Genomic DNA, 17,538 nt, shown 5'->3' on the forward strand with positions numbered 1-17,538 from the left:
ATCAGGGTGGGTTCTCTTTTTTCGGGCCAATCGGCGGCACCAACGCATGGGCCATTGCGTTCCGCCGCGGGCTTGAATATGCTTGTTGTACGATCGTTCAACAAGAACATTTGCGAAGCCCCGATGACCTGCAATCCTCGTTACGAAATCCTGTTCGAACCGATGCGGATCGGGCCCGTCACGGCGCCGAACCGTTTCTATCAAGTGCCCCATGCAAGCGGCATGACAAATGCGTTGCCACGGGTCCGCGCCGCCTTCCGCGAAGCCAAGGCCGAGGGCGGATGGGGGGTGATCTGCACCGGTGCCTGTTCGATCGACCCCACGTCGGACGATACGCCGCTGCCTTTCGCCACGATGTGGGACGACAACGACATCCGTGCGCATGCTCTGATGACGGAAGCGGTGCACCGCCATGGATCGCTTGCGGGGGTGGAACTGTGGCATGGCGGCGCGTCGGTAATGAACAGGACAAGCCGCCTGCCGCCGCTCTCACCTTCGGGGATTCCATGGATGGCCACGCATGTCGGCTTCATGGGTAATCTGCGTCCGAAGACGATGGACAAGGCCGACATACGCGAGGTCTTGCGATGCCAGGCCGAGGCGGCGCGCAAGGCGCGCACGGCCGGCTTCGACATCGTCTACGTCTATGCGGGCATGGGCTATCTCGGCTACGAATTCCTGCTGCCCGAATATAACCATCGCGTCGACGAATATGGCGGATCGATCGAAAACCGCGTGCGCTTCGTGCGCGAGATGATCGAGGTCACCAAGGACGCGGTCGGCAAGGATTGCGGCGTTGCCCTGCGGGTCAGCCTTGAGGAACTGCGCGGCAGGCCGGGCCGCAACCACCCCTCCGAGGCGCACGAACTGATCGAGCTCCTGGCCGACCTGCCCGACCTGTTCGACGTCAAGATGGATTCCAGCCCCACCGACTGTTCGGCGTCCCGCTTCACCGGCGAAGGCAGCCATGAGCCGGTGATCGACTTCGTCAAGTCGCTGACCAGGAAGCCGGTGGTCGGCGTCGGGCGCTTCACCTCGCCCGACACCATGGTTTCGCAGATAAAGCGCGGCGTGCTGGATTTCATCGGCGGCGCGCGCCCTTCGATCGCCGACCCGTTCCTGCCGGCCAAGATCCGCGAAGGCCGCGAGGCCGAGATCCGCGAATGTATCGGCTGCAACATCTGCATTTCGAGCTGGCATGACGGCGTGCCGGTGCGCTGCACGCAAAACCCGACCGCCGGCGAGGAATGGCGGCGCGGCTGGCATCCCGAGCGTGTCGAGCGCACCGACAAGCCGGAGCGTATACTGATTGTCGGCGGCGGACCGGCCGGGCTGGAATGCGCCGTAACCCTTGGCCGTCGCGGCCATGAGGTGATGCTCGCCGACAGCAGCCGCACCTTGGGCGGACGGCTGACCTTCGAGAAGACGCTGCCAGGCCTTTCAGCCTGGAACCGCGTGGTCGACTACCGCCTCGGTCGCCTCGGCGAGATGAGCAATGTCTCGCTCTACCCCGAGAGTTCGCTGGGCGTGGATGAGATCCTCGACCTGGCGCCGGACCGCGTTGTTCTGGCGACCGGCGCACGCTGGACAAACATGCTCTATTCCTCGCAGGAGATTCCGGTCGGCCGGCTCGACCATCCGAATGTGTTTACCCCCGATGACATCGCCGCCGGCCGGCTTCCCGAAGGGCCGACACTCGTCTTCGATTTCGACAACTACACCATGGGCGGCGTCCTGACCGAGCATCTGGCCGCGCAAGGCATCCCGGTCAGCTATGTGACGCCTGCCGGCCAGGCGTCGGCATGGACGATCATGACCAATGAGCTGCCGCTGGTGCACCGCGCCTTGGCGCGGCGCAAGGTGGCGGTGACGACATTGCACCTGCTCAAGTCCTTCGACGGGGAGACGGCGACGCTGGCGCATCTGTTCAGCGGCGAGGAGACCCGTGTGGCATGCCGCTCGGTGCTGATCGTCGGTCTGAGAATGCCGCGCGGCGAGCTCTTCGACGCCCTGACGGGGCGCGCCGAAAACGTTGCCGCAGCCGGCATTCGCGGCGTCGAGCGTATAGGCGACACACTCGCCCCGGGCGCTATCGCCCATGCCGTTCATAGCGGACACAAGCTGGCCCAGGAGATCGGCGCGACTGTGCATCGGCAGCCATACCGACGCGACACCCCCATCGTCGATGCGGTCGAAGACTTCGAAATGCGCACCGCAGCCGAATAGGAGGACGTATGGAACGCATCACGGCACGCCGCAGGCCAGGCCGCCCGCAGCGCGAGATCGGCGGGATAGAGCAGCGGCCCTGGAAGCAGTTGACGCGGCCCTATGCACCGATCGAAATCCTGTCGGCCGATCAAGTGCAAACGATCCACGAGATGGGCCTGACCATCCTCGAGGAGATCGGCATGCGCGTGCTGCAGCCGCGGGCGCGACAATTCTTTCGGTCGGCCGGTTGCGACGTCGACGAAGGGCAGATGCGCGTGCGCTTCGACCGGGCCATGGTAATGGAGCGGGTGGCCATGGCACCGTCCTCGTTCGAATTGCGCGCTCGCAATCCGGCCAAGAACGTCAAGGTCGGCGGGCGGCACTGCATCCTGTCATCGGTCGGCGGTCCCGCCTATGTCATGGACAATGATCGCGGCCGCCGGCCCGGCACCTATGCCGAGATGTGCGACTACCTCAAACTCATTCAGTCGTTCAACGTGCTGCATCAGGAGGGCGGCGGCCCGTTCGAGCCCCTCGACCTGCATCAGAACACGCGCCATCTCGACCTCTACTATGCCGAGATCAAGTTGCTCGACAAGAACTGGCAGCCGCAGGCGCTTGGCCGGGGACGGGCCGTCGATGCGCTGGAAATGGTGGCGATTTCGCTGGGCACGACACGCGAAAACCTGGCCAACGAAATGCCTGTCTTTACCGGCATCATCAACACCAATTCGCCTCTGCAGCTCGACGAGCCGATGGCCGAGGGGTTGATCGCGCTGGCCGAGCACGGCCAGGTCAACGTCATCACGCCGTTCACGCTGGCAGGGGCGATGAGCCCGGTGACGCTGGCCGGCGCGCTGTCGCAACAGCATGCCGAAGCGCTGGCCGGCATCGTGCTCACCCAGATCGTGCGCCCCGGCGTGCCGGTCATGTATGGCGGCTTCACCTCCAATGTCGACATGAGGACCGGCGCGCCGGCCTTCGGCACGCCCGAATACACACAGGCAGCCCAGATCACCGGGCAGCTCTGTCGGCTGATCGGCGTGCCATTCCGCTCCAGCAACGTCACCGCCGCGAATTCCGTCGACGCGCAGGCCGCCTATGAGAGCGCCATGTCGCTATGGGGCTGCCTGATGGGCGGCGCCAACCTGGTGCTGCATGCCGCCGGCTGGCTCGGCGGCGGGCTGACCGCATCGTTCGAGAAACTGGTCATCGACGCCGAGATGCTGCAGATGATGTCAGCCTATTTCGACCCGCCGGTGGTCGACATCGATACGCTGGCGCTTGAGGCGGTGCGCGAGGTCGGCCCGGCCGGACACTTCTTCGGCGCGGCGCACACGATGCAGCGCTACGAGCGCGCCTTCTACTCGCCGCTTGTTTCCAACTGGGACAATTACGACACCTGGATGGAACGCGGCCAGGTGACGGCGCGCGAGCGCGCCAACGTCATCTGGAAGCGCATGGTCGCCGAATATGAGCAGCCGCCGATCGATCCCGGCATCGACGAAGCGCTGCGCGACTATATGGAACGTCGCAAGCGCGAGGGCGGCTGCCCGTTGAATTGAGGGCGCGAGCTCGTTTGAGGGCAAATAGGGCCGGCCTGAATTATCCGCCCCGCAGCGGGCCCAGTTGCGCCTCCAGCATCTCGAAGCCGGCGGCTTCGGCGGCCTGCGGCGTCACCACGCTTTCGTCGAGGCACCATTCGAGCCAGAGCCCGTCGACCAGGGCGATGAAATTGCGGGCAAGAGCCGGGGCATCGACATCCCTTCCGCGCGGCACCGCGACGGCCGCGATATCCTCGGCCAGTTCCGCCCGGTAGGCGTCATAGAGTTCGCGATGCGCCGTCTTGAGACGCGGATTGACCGCTATCTCGCCCCACAGCGACAACCAGATCAGCAGGTTATCGCGGCTAAAATATTCGGGTGAGAAATTGGACCGCACAAGGGCTGCGAGCGACGCCTCCGGCGGCCAATCGTAAGCCTCGCCGCGGCGGCGCTTGGCTTCGGCGATCTGGTTGTTGACGCTGGCATAGAGCGACGATTTGTACACTTCCACCAGAAGCCCGTCGCGACCCTCGAAATGATGATTGATCAGGCCGCGGGACACACCAGCTTCCTTGCAGATTCGGTCGACGGTGAAGGCGCCGATACCGCCGACGGAGAGGCATCGCGTGGCCGCCTCGATCAGCATGGCGCGGCGCACATCCGCCTGTTCGCGGCTGAAGCGCGGCGGCGATTTCCTGGCACCGCGCTTACGCTTTTCAGGGGCTGATCCCGCTTCTGTCATAAACCTCAGCTAATCGATTGCACCCGCTGTGTCCACATGTAGCCCGTTCCATCCCGATGACACCCGGATGGAACATGAGCTCGGACAAACGGAAACCGTTTTCCGAGAAAATCGGCACCCATTTTTCGGGATCATGGTTCTGCTCACGCCTTCTTCTTGAACAGCACCGGATTGGGGTGGCCGTCGGGATAGATGACTGACTCGAAATCCGTCTTGTGGATGACGACCAGCGGCTGGTGGCAGATGAAGACGAAGCCGCCGGACTGCTCCATCAGGTCCTCCATGCGGTTGGATAGCGCGATGCGCTTGGCTTCGTCGCTTTCCGCCACCAACTGCTGGTAACTCGTCTCGAACTCGGGACTGTCGAAGCCGGACCAGTTGTAGGCGCCGATCTGGTCGGGGCGGAACCAGACCAGATTTTCGGAAGGGTCGACACCGCCGGCGAAATCCATCAACGCGAGATCGATGTTCTTGTAGCCGTCGCCCAGCGTCTTGTCGCCGACGCCCCAGAACGCCGCCTCGTCATATGGCTGGATATCCACCTTGATACCGGCCTGTTCCAGGCTGGCCTGGATGATCTGGGCGGTGGCGGTGCGGATGGAATCGTTCATCACGGTCAAGGTCAGCGACAGGCCGCTGACGCCGGCCTCCGCCAACAGCGCGGCCGACTTCTCATAGTCAGGTGCTGCAATCAGGTTGCTGGCGCGCGCGAATTTCGTACCGGGCTGGACGACGCCGGTCGAGCGCTTGGTGAGATCGTCATAGACGCCGGTCAGGACCTGCCCGACATCGACGCCATACTGCACGGCCTGCCGGACCTTGAGATCCTTGAGGCGCGGGCTCAGCATGTTGATGGTCAGCCAGACGTAGCGGGTCGACTGAGCCTCGATCAGGGTGGTGTCGGCGGGCGGGCTCGCCTTGACCGCCTTGGTCGCCGAAATGGCGATCTTGGTGTAGTCGAAGGCCTCGGCCTCGTAGGCCAGTTGTGCTGCCTGGTCGTCGGCGACGACGTAGATCTCGACCTTGCCGAAATCCGGCTTCGGGCCCGGCCAGTCCGGGTTGGCTGATAGAGTCACCTTCTGCTTCTGCTGCCAGTCACTGAAGACATAGGGACCACAGCTGGCTGGTGGCTGGGTGGTGAATTTGCCTCCGGCCTTCTCCGTGCCGGCGCGGCTGATGATGTGCCCGCCATAGTAAGGCAGGCTGGTGACGAAGATCGGCTGGTATGGTTCCTTCAGGTGGATGATGCCCGATCTCGCATCGACGACTTCGACGCGGTCGAGCTTTTCGAACTGGTAGGCCCAGGGCGATGACAGGGTCTTGTCGGCGATACGCTCGAACGAGAATTTCACGTCATCGGCTGTGACGGCACCGAATCCGTTCGACCACTTCAGCCCTTCGATCAAGGTGAAGGCGATGGTCTTCGGATCTTTCTGCTCGAGCTTCTCAGCGCCCCAGGGCGACCAGGGCGAGCCTTTCTGGATATCGCCGAAATGGTTCAGCGTGACGTAGATGCCGCGCATGATGACATCCTCGATGCCGCCATTCATGAAGGCCGGATCGAGCGTCTGCAGATCGCCTTCCATGCGGATGCGCAACGTGTCGCCAACAGCCGACCAGGCGAAGCCGGGCTTCATCGTCAAGCCGGCGCCGAGCGCGCCGGCCGCTTTCAGGAATGCACGTCTGTCCATGTTCCATTGTGTCATGTCAGTTTCCCCTTTGGTTTGCGGAAGCGCGTGAGAAGGCTTCCCGTTCTTGCCCGCCGGTCTCCAGCGGGAAATGGCAGCGCACCATCCGGCCTGCGCCAAGCTCTCGATAGGCCGGTGCCTCGGCCTTGCAGCGTGCCTGAGCGATCGGGCAGCGCGTGTGGAACTCGCAGCCCGAGGGCCGCCGGAACACGCTGGGAATCTCGCCGGTGACGCCCGGATTTTGACTGCGCCGGCGCGGATCCGGCACCGGCTCGGAGCGGATCAGCGTCGCGGTGTAGGGATGCATCGGAGCGGAAAACACATCCTGCGTCGGTCCGGTCTCGACCAGCCGGCCGAGATACATGATGGCCAGCCGGTCGCTGACATGGCGGATCATGGCGAGGTTATGGGTGACGATCATCGCGGCGAAGCCGAGTTCGCGCTTCAGCTCGCTGATGAGGTTGAGCACGTCGCCCTGCACCGACACGTCGAGGCCGGCGGTCGGCTCGTCGGCAAGCAGCAGATGCGGCCGCATCGCCAGCGCCCGGGCAACGCCGACGCGGCGCGCCTGCCCGCCGGAGAGCTCATGCGGGAAGCGGTCGACAAACGATGCCGGCAGACCGACCAGCGCCAGCAGCGCCTTGGCCGCGGCGCGGCGATCCGGTGTCGGCAGCCCTTGAATGATCCGCGGTTCGGTCAGCAGCGTGCCGATGCGCAGGCGCGGGCTGAGCGAGGCAACCGGATCCTGGAACATCATCGCCGAGTGCCGGCGCATGGCGCGGAAATCGGCCGGCGTCGCGACGTCCCTGCCCTCGAAGGTGATCCGCCCGGCAGCGGCACGTACAAGGCCAAGGATGGTGCGGGCAAGCGTGGTCTTGCCCGAACCGGACTCTCCGACCAGACCCAGGGTCTCGCCCGGCATCAGCGACAGGGTGACGCCGTCGATGACGTTGAAGCTCGGCAGCGGAAACGGGTTGATCAGGCGGCTGAGCAGGCCATTGCGGGCAAAGGACACCGACAGATCGTCAACAGCGAGCAGCGGGTTCATGGCGCCACCGCATGGCAACGCGCGACATGCGAGGTGGACAGCTTGACCAATGGAGGCTGGACAGAGCCGCATGGCGCGAAGGCCCGATCACAGCGCGGTGCGTAGACGCATCCTGACGGTGGCCGGGTCAGGCTGGGCAGCGTGCCGGGAATGGTCGGCAGTCTTGCCAGCCTTTCGTGGAAGCGCGCCGGATCGCAGGCGAGGAGCGCCTGCGTGTAGGGATGCCTTGCATCGTGGAATATCGCGTCGACCTCGCCGCCCTCGACCACCTCGCCGGCATACATGACGTAGACCCTGTCGCAGAGCTCGGCGATGACGCCGAGATGGTGCGACACGACGATGATGATGCCGTTATATTCGCGCCTGAGTTCGCGCAGCAGATGGATGATCTGCGCCTCCATGGTGACATCGAGCGCCGTCGTCGGTTCGTCGGCGATCAGCAGGCCGGGATCGGTCAGCAAGGCGGCGGCGATTGCGACGCGCTGGCGCATACCGCCGGACAGTTCGTGCGGGTAGCAGTTCATGCGCCGTTCGGCGTCCGCTATGCCGACGCGGCCGAGCATCGCCGCGATCCGCGCGCGCTTATGCGCTCGGCCGAGATCCTTGCGGTGGTGCTGGAAGTCGACGAGTTGATCGCCGATGGTCAACACCGGGTTGAAGGCGGTCATCGGATCCTGGCCGACCAGGGCGATTTCGTCGCCGCGCAGCAGGCGCTGGCGGTGGGCGTCGAGCTTTGCCAGGTCGACGCCGTTGTAGCGGATCGACCCGTCGACGCGGGCATTGGCCGGCAAGAGGTTCGCCAGCGCGGTGACCAGCGTGGACTTGCCGCAGCCGCTCTCGCCGACGATGCCGATCACTTCGCCCGGGCGCGCTTCGATGTCGACATGGCGCAGTGCGTGCACACTGCCATGCGGCGTCTCGTAGCGGACGCTGAGATCACTGGCGGAGAGCGAGCCGGTCATGCCGGCCTCCGCAATTGCAGGCGCGGATCGAGATAGTCGCGCAGGCCTTCGCCGAGGAAAGTGAAGCCAAGCGTCGCCAGCACCAGCGGCAACCCACCGAAGATCACCATGAAGGGTGCGGAGCGGATCGAGGTGTAGCCGTCATAAAGGATCGAGCCCCAGGACGGGGTCGGCGGGCGGACGCCTAGGCCAAGGAAGCTCAGGCCTGCCTCGACCATGATGACGACCGGGATGTCCATCGACAAGAGGATGATCAGCGGGCCGACGACGTTGGGCAGTAGGTGGATGAAGATGATACGCGCGGCACTGGCGTCGAGCAGGCGCTCGGCGAGGATGTAGTCGCTGTTCTTCAACGCCAGCGTCTGCGCCCGGATCAGCCGCGCATAGCTCGGGAACGAGGTCGCGGCGATGACGACGATCAGCGTTCCGGTTCCAGCGCCCAGCACGGTGATGATAGCAAGCGCGAACATGATCATCGGCAGCGAATTCAGGCTGTCGAACATCAGCACCAGGATGGCGTCGAGCCAGCGCGGCCCGTAGCCGGCGATCAGGCCCAGGGTCAGGCCGATCGCACCGGCGATGGCCACGGACACCATGGCGATCGTCAGCGCGGTGCGCGCGCCATAGATGATGCGGGACAGCAGGTCACGCCCGAGATGATCTGTGCCGAACCAGTGTTCGGCTGATGGCGGCCGCAGCTTGTGCAGCACATCGATCTTGACCGGCGAATAGGGCGCCAGCCAAGGCGCGAAGACTGCCGTGATGATGAAGCTGGTGACGAGGAGCAGGGCGACACAGGTGAACGGGTCGGCGAGCAGCGCACGCAGCAACGGAAAACGTTGTCGGCCTGGGAGGGACAGCGACGCATCAGCCACGGAAGACATCACGAACCCTCGGATCGAGCCGCGCGATCAGGAGATCGGCGGCGATGGTGATGGAGACATAGATGGCGGTCATGATGAGCACCGTGCCCATGACGACGGGGTAGTTGCGGGTGTTGACGGCGTCGGTGATCAGCTTGCCGATGCCGGGCCGCGCAAAAACCGCCTCGACGAAGACGGCGCTGGAAAGGATGCTGCCGAGGCCGACGGCGACCAGCGAAATGGTCGGGATTATGGCGATGCGCAGCGCGTATTTGGAGACGATCTTCCATTCCGGCAGGCCGAATGCGCGCGCGGTGCGGATGTGTGGTTCGCCCATTACCTCCATCATGGAGGCGCGCACCATGCGCGCGATGTAGCCGATCCAGCCGAGCGCGATGGCCGCGGCCGGCATCACCAGCGCCTTGGCCTGGCTGACGATGTCGCCGGCCTCACCCGCGCCGATGGCCGGCAGCCAGCGCAGCGTCACGGCAAAGAGCAGCAGCGAATAGATGGCGACGACGAAGGACGGCACGGCGATGACGCCGACCGAGAGCACGCCGATGACCGCATCGGCCAAGGTGCCGCGCCGCATCACCGACAGGCAGCCGAGCGGAACACCTATGAGAAGAGCGACGGCCAGCGCGGTCAGGCCGAGGATCAGCGTGTTCGGCAACGCTTCCATGACCAAAGTGGAGACCGGCCGGTTCGACCAGACGTCGAAGCCAAGGTTGCCGGTCAGCGCATTGCGGAAGAATTCGACGATCTGCCACCAGACCGGCTGGTCGAGGCCCATGCGTTCGATCAGCAGCCTCTTGAGTTCCGGCGTGGCGCGCGGACCAAGCGCCACGGTTGCTGGATCGCCAGGAACCAGGAAGACGGCCGCATACATGGCGACCATGACGAGCACGAGGATCAGAAGGCCGAGACCGATGCGCTTGATCGCGTAGGTGAGCATCGTTCTCAGGTCTCCTCAGGCGAAATCGCGCCTGATGCGCCGGGTTGCCGAGGCGCTGTGAACCAGCCTGCCCCGTTCTCGCGCCTCGAGACGCCAACTCAGGTTGAAATGCGTTTCATCGGCCGTCAGTTCGGTGATCGCCGTCGCCTCGGTGTCGGCATTGCCGCTGGCAATGGCCCAGCGATATTCGGTGACGAGTTTGGCCGACAGCGGATCGTCGGCATGGATGCTCATCGTGTCGCTGTTGGCCGACGAGACGGTGATGGCGCGGTCATCATAGCGCCTGCGCCCATGGTCCGAACTCAGCGCAATGGTTTGGATGCCGCTGCCGACGTCTTCGGTGACGATGCGACGGTCGAAGCCCTCGTCCAGCGTGGTGGTCGGAACTGGCGGCGCCGTTTCGGCTGGCGCGAAGCGGATGTCGCGGTCGCGCGCCGACGGCGGGCGCACCGGCAGCATCACTGTGCTGTCGCGACTCAGGACCGACAGCGTCGATAGCCGCGGCTGCGGCCAGAGGATTGGCCAGTGCTGGTTGGCGAGCGCGAGCCGGATGCGATGGCCCTTGGGCACGATGCGGGCGAAATCGTTGAGCTTCAGCGTTACCCGGAACGGTGTTCCAACAGGACACGGTGTCGGATGCTCGTGGCTGTCGCGGTGGCTGAGATTGAGAACGCCATAGGTCATCAAAGCCGAGGTGCCGTCGGGATAGACATCGCAGAGCCGGGCAGCGAGATTGACGTGCGGCTGATCCACCGTGACGAGAAGATCGAGTTCGACCGCGCCAAGCAAGGTAAGGTCGTCGTCGAGTACTGGCGTGTCGAAGCACAGCGCCATGCCGTCCTCGCGACGCTGGTCGATGGGCATGTCGGGACAGGAGCCGCCATAGCCTCCCCAGCGGCCGCAATCGCGCCCGGCGGTGGCCGGGGAGCGGACGGAAAGCACCAAACCAATCGTGGGCTCGCTGCCCAACCCGGCGGCATTCAGATGCAGCACGCGACGCTCGATGCGCGGCGACGGCCATTGGTCCTCGGCGGCCCATGAGCCGGCATGGTCGGGCAGGTAAAAAGATTGCGGTCGCTCCTCGCCGGTGACCCAGACGCGGTAGAGGGGCTCGTCCATTATGCCGGTGTCTTCGCCGCGGAGCCAATGACGCCACCAGCGCAGCGCCTCCTGCAGATAGCCGATCAGTGGCCCCGGCGCGCCACGGCAGGGATAGGCATGCGACCAGGGACCGACGATGCCAAGCTTCGGTCCGGACAGATGTTCGAGCAGGCGCGGCACGAAATTCGAATAGCTGTCCTCCCAGCCGCAGACCGCCATGACCGCGCATTCGATCGCGGAGTGGTCTTCGCAAACCGAACCCTGACGCCAATAGTCGTCTCTACGCTGATGGGCGAGCCACACCTCCGACAGCGAGCTTGTCGCCGCAAGGCGGCTCGTCCACATATCGCGCCAGGCGTCGCCGACGATCTGCGGATCGGGCGCCATCGCCTTCTTCACCAGCATGAAGTTCGACCACATCTCCTGCTCGGTCAGCAGCGCGCCGCCCATATAGTGAATGTCGTCGGCATAGCGGTCGTCGGTGGCGCAGTTGGCGATGATGGCCTTCAAGGCGGGCGGCCGGCGTGCCGCGACCTGCAGCGCGTTGAAGCCGCCCCAGGAGATGCCGGTCATGCCGACATTGCCGTTGCACCAGGGCTGTGCCGCGAGATGGGCGATGATCTCGCAGGCATCGAGCTGTTCGCGCGGCAGATATTCATCGGCCAGGTCGCCGTCGGAATCGCCGCTGCCGCGAATATCTATGCGGGCGCAGGCAATGCCATGCCCGGCGAGCCAGGGGTGGATATCGATGTCACGCGCCACGGTCCCGTCACGGCGGCGATAGGGCACCATCTCGACGACCACGGGCACCCTGCCCTCGGTTCGAGGACGCCACAGCGTGGAGGCAATGCGGGTGCCGTCGGCCAGCGTGATCCAGAGCGGATCGACGGTTTCAACGGCAAAGGGAAATTCGCTTCGTACCACGGCAGGTACCCGTAAATGCTCTTGTTGAACGTTCGTATAACAAGAGCATTTACGGCGCAATCCCGCTTCTCGCATTTTGACGGATAATACGAGTCGCGGCGCCGCGGCACCTCCTCGTCGAAGCCGCCGCAGCGCGGATGTCCGCGGATATCAAAAGAGAGTGATCGCCTCTATTCGGCGGCGATGCTGGGGCGTTGCCGGCCGAAAAGCGCGGAGCCGACATCGGTCACCGCAAGGCCAACGCGGGCGCGGATCACCTCGGAGGCGAGTGCTCCATCGACGAAATCCTTTTCCGAGGCGTAGACGGCCGTCGGCAACGCAAAGGCTTCGAAGAAGCCGAACAGCGGCCGCAGCTGGTGCTCGACGATCAGCGCGTGGCGTTCGCCGCCACCGGTCGCGGCCAGCAAGACCGGCTTGCCCCTCAGCGCCGCCGGATCGATGAGATCGAAGAAATGCTTGAACAGACCGGTATAGCTGCCCTTGTAGGTCGGCGAACCGACGACCAGCACATCGGCGCCGACGATCTTCTCAAGAATGCCTTGAGCCTGACTGTCCAGTTCCCGCGCCCATTTCGCATTGCCAAGGCTGGGGCCGAGATCAACGACGTCGTAGGTGCTGGCTGCGAGGCCGTACCGTCCGGCAACCTCGGTCACGATATGGTCGACGAAACCACGGGTCTTGGACGGCCGGGTGAAATTGCCGGAAAAGCCGACGACGGCCGGATTGGTCATGATGGAAGCCTCGCGCTGTTTCAGACCAACGGCCTGGATTCAATGTCCATAATTTTTATAGACATTATCGTCGGGCGAAAGGAATGGATGCTCATGTCCAAGGGAATTCGTGGATGATTTTTCCGTTTGCCCGGCTGTCGAGAAAACGCGGCGCCGCCTTTGGCGTTGCGCCAGGCGTTTCACATGTACAGCCTTGCAGGCTGGCTGGTCATCCACCAGCCTGCAAGCAACATTCGCCAGTACGCCCTATTCGGCCGCCAGCGCCAGCTGAGGCACGGGATCTTTTTCGACCGGTTTCGCTCCATCTTTCTCCGTGACCTTGCTCTTCTTAGGCTCACGGCCAAAGAAGAGCGCATAACCTGCCGGCAGAACAAGAATGGTCAGCACCGTGGCAACGAGAATGCCACCCATCATGGCGTAGGCCAGCGGACCCCAGAAGACGGCGCGCGAGATCGGGATCAGCGCCAGCACCGCCGTTAGCGCCGTCAGCGTGATCGGCCGGAAGCGGCGAACCGCCGAGCCGATGATCGCTTCGGAACGGTCCATGCCGGCAGCGATATCCTGGTCGATCTGGTCGACCAGGATGATCGAGTTGCGCATGATGATGCCGAGCAGCGCGATGACGCCGAGGATGGCGACGAAACCGAACGGCGCGCCACTGATCAGCAATGCCGCCGCAGCACCGATGATGCCGAGCGGCCCGGTGGCCAGAACCAGCATCGCCTTGCCGAAATTCTGCAGCTGGATCATCAGGAGCACGACGATGATGGCCAGCATGATCGGCGCCTTGGCGGCGATCGATGCCTGGCTTTCGGCGGAATCCTCCGCCCCCCCCTGGATTGCGATGCTGTAGCCGGGCGCCAGGCCGTCGCGCAGGTCCTTCATGTCGTTGTACATCTTGGTGACGACATCATTCGACTGCACGCCATCGGGCAGTGTTGCGCGGACGCTGATGGTCGGCAGCCGGTTGCGGCGCCATTCGATACCCTGCTCCAGCACCGGCACCACCTTGGCCACCTGTGAGAGCGGCACGAAACCGCCGAAGTCGGTCGGGATGTAGACCGAGTCGACCGACGACAGCAGGCGGCGGCTTGCCTCGGGTTCGCGGGCCACGATGGAAACCGTCTCCTCGCCGTCGCGGAAATTGTCGAGCGGCGCGCCGGACATCGTCGCCTGGAGCATCTGGCGGATGCGCTGCGAGGTGACGCCCAGCGCCCGGGCGCGATCCTGGTCGATCACCAGCTTCATTGCCGGCACAGGTTCGAGCCAGTCGTCATGAACGGCGCCGAGCTGCGGGTTGGCCTGGAACCTCGCCTTAACCTCGTCGGCGATGCGGCGCACCTCCCGGCGATCCGGGCCCATGACCCGCATCTGCACGGGCCAGCCGGTTGGCGGACCCAGGAACAGGCGATCGACCTTGGCGCGGATCGACGGGAAATCCTCGGCCAGGACGGTGCGCAGCTTGACGATCAGCCGTTCGCGCGCCGGCTCGTCATTGGCCATCACAAGAAGCTGGGCGAAGTTGGGATTGCTGAGCTGCTGGTCGAGCGGCAGGAAGAAGCGCGGCGCGCCCTCGCCGATATAGGTGGCGATGAAGCGCTTGTCCTTGTCGTCCATCATCCTGGCTTCAAGCGCCTTGGCCTGCGTCTCGACCTCCTTGATGCTGGTGCCCTCGGGCAGCCAGAGGTCGACCAGGATTTCCGGGCGTGACGATTGCGGGAAGAAATTCTGCGGGATGAACTGGAAGGCCCACAGGCTGGTGCCAAAGGTCACCAGCGTCATCACCAGGACGATGATCCGATGGCGCACGGCCCAGCCGACCGTCGAGCGAAGCCTGCGGTAGAAGCGCGTGTCGAATACGTCGTGATGGCTGCCGGCATGCTGGCGTTGCTTCAGGATCATGTTGCCAAGCCAAGGCGTGAAATAGACAGCCACGAACCAGGACACGACCAGCGCGATGCCGACGACATAGAAGAGGGTGCGCACATACTCGCCCGCCGTCGAGGCGGCAAAGCCGACGGGGATGAAACCTGCTATGGTGATCAGTGTGCCGGTCAGCATCGGGAAGGCGGTCGAAGTGTAGGCGAAGCTCGCCGCGTCGACCTTGACCAACCCTTCCTCGAGCTTTCGCTCCATCATCTCGACGACGATCATGGCGTCGTCGACGAGCAGGCCGAGCGCGATGATCAACGCGCCGAGCGAAATGCGCTGCAGGTCGATGCCGAGTTCGTACATGATGGCGAAAGTGGCGGCCAGGACCAGCGGGATGGCGATCGCGATCACCAGGCCCGAACGCCAGCCGATCGACAGGAACGAGACGACGAGCACGATCAGCAGCGCTTCGCCCAGCGCATGCATGAATTCGGCCACCGCGTCCGTGACGACGCCCGGCTGGTCGGAAATCTGGTCGACGGCGACGCCATAGGGCAACGCCTCCTCGAAGTGCTTGTAGGTCGCCTCGACATCCCGGCCGACATCGGTGACCTTGAAACCCTTGGCCATGACGACGCCGATCTGCACGCTTTCATGACCGTTGAAGCGGTATTTGCGCTGGTAGGGATCCTCCAGCCCGGAAGTCACCGTGGCGATGTCGCCGAGCCGCGTCACCTGACCGCCGGCGCGCAGGCGCAGATTCCGGATGTCCTCGACCTTGCTGACATCGCCTTCGACGGAAATGCGCACCGAGTTGGTGCCGGTGTCGACCGAACCAGCCGGGTCGACATTGTTCTGGCCCTTGATGGCGTTCTGCAGGTCGGTGAGCGTCAGGCCGCGCTCGGCGAGCACCTTGGACGAGACGTCGATGTAGAGCTTTTCCGGCTGGTCGCCGATGATGACGGCCTTTTCGACGCCGGGCGTCGTCAAAAGCATGTCGCGGGCCTGGATGGCGAACTTCTTCAGCTCCGGATAGGTGAAGCCGTCGCCGCTGATCGAATGGAGCGTGATGAAGGTGTCGCCGAACTCATCGTTGAAATAAGGGCCAAGCAGGCCTTGCGGCAGATCACCGGCGATATCGCCGACCTTCTTGCGCACCTGATAAAAAGCGTCGGCCACTTCAGCGGCGTTGGTGTCGCCCTTTATCTGAACGGTGATGATGGCGCTGCCGGCGCGAGTGAAGGAGCGTACGAAATCGAGATGCGGCGTCTCCTGCAGCTTGCGCTCGATCTTGTTGACGACCTGGTCCTCCATCTCCTGGATCGAGGAGCCCGGCCAGATCGCCTGGACGACCATCACCCGGAAGGTGAAGTCGGGGTCTTCCTTCTGGCCCATGCGCATCAGGCCGAGCGCGCCGGCGATGATGATCAAGCCGAACAGGAACCGTGCGATCGAGGGATGGCCAATCGCCCAGCGTGACAGGTTGAAGGGCCGCTTCTCGTCAGTGGAATTGGTCATCGGCGCTTGTCCACTTCTTTGGATCGTCGGCGCGCCTACGCGGGCGCGAAGCGAAATTCAGGTTAGTAGTGGCTTCCGGGCGGCAAGGCTCTCGAGCGGAGATGCACTCATCGCGATGGGACGCGGGAACTGATGCGCGGGGGGATCACATCAGTCGAGCGCCTCGGTTCGAGCGTTTGCCGCCCGGAAACCAGCGGCCGCGGGAACGCGCGGCCGGTTGCCTGTCCTCAGCGTAACTGCTTGGCGTTGCCGCCATCGTCCGCCGACGCGGATTGCAGCAGCGTGTCGCCGGCAAGTTTCACTTTCAGATTCTCGGTCATGAATTGCGTGCCGGCGGCAACCACGACATCGCCGGGTTTCAGTCCTTCGGCAACGCGCACGCCATCGGCGGCGAACTCCGCGACCTTGACCGGGCGGGCATGAACCGTGTCGGCGCCACGATCCACGGTCCAGACGATCGGCTGGCTGTCTTTCTGCGCCAGCGCGCTCAGCGGGATCGAGACAAGCTGCCGTTCATTGGCGGCCGAGGCCTCGATGTTGGCGGTCATGCCGAGCAGCACGCGCGGATCGTTGGGCAGGCTGACGCGGACCGAAAAGGTGCGCGACTGCTGATCGGCGCTGCCGGCGACCTCGCGAACCTTGCCGTCAAGCGCCAGCTTGCTATCGGACCAGAATGCCGCCTTGACGGCCTTGCCCGGCTTGAACTCGGCGATCTCCATTTCCGGAACCGCGATCAGCACTTCCTTTTCACCGTCGACCGCGACGGTGACCACCGGCGTGCCCGAGCCGACAACCTGACCGACATCGGCGTTGACCGCGGTAACGATCCCGTCCCTGTCGGCCTTGAGGTCGGTGTAGCCTACCTGGTTCCTGGCCTGGTCAAGCGACGAGCGGGCGGAGTCGCGGGTTGCGACCGCCTGGTCGTAGGTCAGCGTCGCCTGTTCGAGCTGCGACTTCGGCGCGAAGTTCTTGGCAAAAAGCTGCTCGGCGCGCTTGCGGGCGAGTTCGACAGTCTCGACCTGCCGTTGGGCGGCATCGAGCGCGGCCTGAGCACTCTTGACCGACAGGTCGTAGTCGGCGGGATCGACGCGGGCAAGCACGTCGCCGGGCGCCACATGCTGACCGATGTCGACCAGACGCTCGGTGATCTTGCCGCTGACCCGGAACGCCAGGGCGCTTTCGGTGCGGGCCCGCACCGAGCCGGAATAGGAGAGTGTGCGGGTGTCGTGGGCCTGGGCTATCTCGACGACCTTGACCGGACGGATGATGTCCTTGACTTCGGCTTTTTCCTGCGAGCAGCCGGCGAGCCCCAGGCTACCGGCGACAAGCAGCAGCGGACCAACCGCCGGAAACCTGCTGATGATCTCACTGAACGAAGACAC

Annotated in this window: 12 protein-coding genes; 2 read left to right on the plus strand and 10 right to left on the minus strand. The window is 64.3% G+C overall.

Translation table 11 applies throughout. The features are described 5' to 3' along the window. The first annotated feature begins 123 nt into the window (after positions 1 to 123). Both ACO07C_RS10290 and ACO07C_RS10295 read left to right on the plus strand, forming a co-directional pair. The gene (locus ACO07C_RS10290; RefSeq protein ID WP_421914065.1) at positions 124 to 2,226 is read left to right on the plus strand and encodes an FAD-dependent oxidoreductase; all 2,103 of its coding nucleotides are present in this window, start codon (positions 124 to 126) and stop codon (positions 2,224 to 2,226) included. Between the two features lie 8 nt (positions 2,227 to 2,234). Continuing rightward, the gene (locus ACO07C_RS10295; RefSeq protein ID WP_421914066.1) at positions 2,235 to 3,773 is read left to right on the plus strand and encodes a trimethylamine methyltransferase family protein; all 1,539 of its coding nucleotides are present in this window, start codon (positions 2,235 to 2,237) and stop codon (positions 3,771 to 3,773) included. Positions 3,774 to 3,813: 40 nt separating this feature from the next. Here ACO07C_RS10295 and ACO07C_RS10300 read toward each other — a convergent pair whose 3' ends face one another. The 10 genes from ACO07C_RS10300 to ACO07C_RS10345 form a co-directional block, all read right to left on the minus strand. Further along, positions 3,814 to 4,494 carry a TetR/AcrR family transcriptional regulator gene (locus tag ACO07C_RS10300; protein WP_421914067.1) on the minus strand — a complete coding sequence of 227 codons (681 nt, stop codon included), beginning with the start codon at positions 4,492 to 4,494 and terminating at the stop codon, positions 3,814 to 3,816. Positions 4,495 to 4,637: 143 nt separating this feature from the next. Next, positions 4,638 to 6,200 (minus strand): ABC transporter substrate-binding protein, encoded by a 1,563-nt coding sequence (locus tag ACO07C_RS10305; protein ID WP_421914068.1) that lies wholly within the window; start codon positions 6,198 to 6,200, stop codon positions 4,638 to 4,640. A 1-nt stretch (position 6,201) separates the two neighbouring features. Continuing rightward, a complete protein-coding gene (locus ACO07C_RS10310) occupies positions 6,202 to 7,230 on the minus strand; it encodes an oligopeptide/dipeptide ABC transporter ATP-binding protein (RefSeq protein ID WP_421914069.1) in 1,029 nt (342 codons plus the stop codon). Further along, on the minus strand, positions 7,227 to 8,192 hold the full coding sequence (locus tag ACO07C_RS10315; RefSeq protein ID WP_421914070.1) for an ABC transporter ATP-binding protein: 966 nt from the start codon (positions 8,190 to 8,192) through the stop codon (positions 7,227 to 7,229). The genes ACO07C_RS10310 and ACO07C_RS10315 overlap by 4 nt, the downstream gene beginning before the upstream one ends. Then, the gene (locus ACO07C_RS10320; protein ID WP_421914071.1) at positions 8,189 to 9,076 is read right to left on the minus strand and encodes an ABC transporter permease; all 888 of its coding nucleotides are present in this window, start codon (positions 9,074 to 9,076) and stop codon (positions 8,189 to 8,191) included. The genes ACO07C_RS10315 and ACO07C_RS10320 overlap by 4 nt, the downstream gene beginning before the upstream one ends. Continuing rightward, the gene (locus tag ACO07C_RS10325; RefSeq protein WP_421914072.1) at positions 9,060 to 10,010 is read right to left on the minus strand and encodes an ABC transporter permease; all 951 of its coding nucleotides are present in this window, start codon (positions 10,008 to 10,010) and stop codon (positions 9,060 to 9,062) included. The genes ACO07C_RS10320 and ACO07C_RS10325 overlap by 17 nt, the downstream gene beginning before the upstream one ends. 15 nt (positions 10,011 to 10,025) lie before the next feature. Further along, positions 10,026 to 12,035 carry a CocE/NonD family hydrolase gene (locus ACO07C_RS10330; protein WP_421914073.1) on the minus strand — a complete coding sequence of 670 codons (2,010 nt, stop codon included), beginning with the start codon at positions 12,033 to 12,035 and terminating at the stop codon, positions 10,026 to 10,028. A gap of 170 nt (positions 12,036 to 12,205) precedes the next feature. After that, on the minus strand, positions 12,206 to 12,766 hold the full coding sequence (gene msuE, locus ACO07C_RS10335; RefSeq protein ID WP_421914074.1) for an FMN reductase: 561 nt from the start codon (positions 12,764 to 12,766) through the stop codon (positions 12,206 to 12,208). A 246-nt stretch (positions 12,767 to 13,012) separates the two neighbouring features. After that, the gene (locus ACO07C_RS10340) at positions 13,013 to 16,156 is read right to left on the minus strand and encodes an efflux RND transporter permease subunit (protein ID WP_421914075.1); all 3,144 of its coding nucleotides are present in this window, start codon (positions 16,154 to 16,156) and stop codon (positions 13,013 to 13,015) included. 227 nt (positions 16,157 to 16,383) lie between these two features. Then, positions 16,384 to 17,538, minus strand: coding sequence for an efflux RND transporter periplasmic adaptor subunit (locus ACO07C_RS10345; protein WP_421914076.1), 1,155 nt, complete (start codon positions 17,536 to 17,538; stop codon positions 16,384 to 16,386).

Source organism: Mesorhizobium sp. (assembly GCF_965229135.1).
Taxonomy (GTDB): Bacteria; Pseudomonadota; Alphaproteobacteria; order Rhizobiales; family Rhizobiaceae; genus Mesorhizobium.

Excerpts from the sequence above, each read along its gene's own strand:
- ACO07C_RS10295 (WP_421914066.1), top strand. The coding sequence starts at position 2,235 with ATGGAACGCATCACGGCACGCCGCAGGCCAGGCCGCCCGCAGCGCGAG.
- ACO07C_RS10300 (WP_421914067.1), bottom strand. The coding sequence starts at position 4,494 with ATGACAGAAGCGGGATCAGCCCCTGAAAAGCGTAAGCGCGGTGCCAGG.
- ACO07C_RS10305 (WP_421914068.1), bottom strand. The coding sequence starts at position 6,200 with ATGACACAATGGAACATGGACAGACGTGCATTCCTGAAAGCGGCCGGC.
- ACO07C_RS10290 (WP_421914065.1), top strand. The coding sequence starts at position 124 with ATGACCTGCAATCCTCGTTACGAAATCCTGTTCGAACCGATGCGGATC.
- msuE (WP_421914074.1), bottom strand. The coding sequence starts at position 12,766 with ATGACCAATCCGGCCGTCGTCGGCTTTTCCGGCAATTTCACCCGGCCG.
- ACO07C_RS10325 (WP_421914072.1), bottom strand. The coding sequence starts at position 10,010 with ATGCTCACCTACGCGATCAAGCGCATCGGTCTCGGCCTTCTGATCCTC.
- ACO07C_RS10310 (WP_421914069.1), bottom strand. The coding sequence starts at position 7,230 with ATGAACCCGCTGCTCGCTGTTGACGATCTGTCGGTGTCCTTTGCCCGC.
- ACO07C_RS10315 (WP_421914070.1), bottom strand. The coding sequence starts at position 8,192 with ATGACCGGCTCGCTCTCCGCCAGTGATCTCAGCGTCCGCTACGAGACG.
- ACO07C_RS10340 (WP_421914075.1), bottom strand. The coding sequence starts at position 16,156 with ATGACCAATTCCACTGACGAGAAGCGGCCCTTCAACCTGTCACGCTGG.
- ACO07C_RS10320 (WP_421914071.1), bottom strand. The coding sequence starts at position 9,076 with ATGTCTTCCGTGGCTGATGCGTCGCTGTCCCTCCCAGGCCGACAACGT.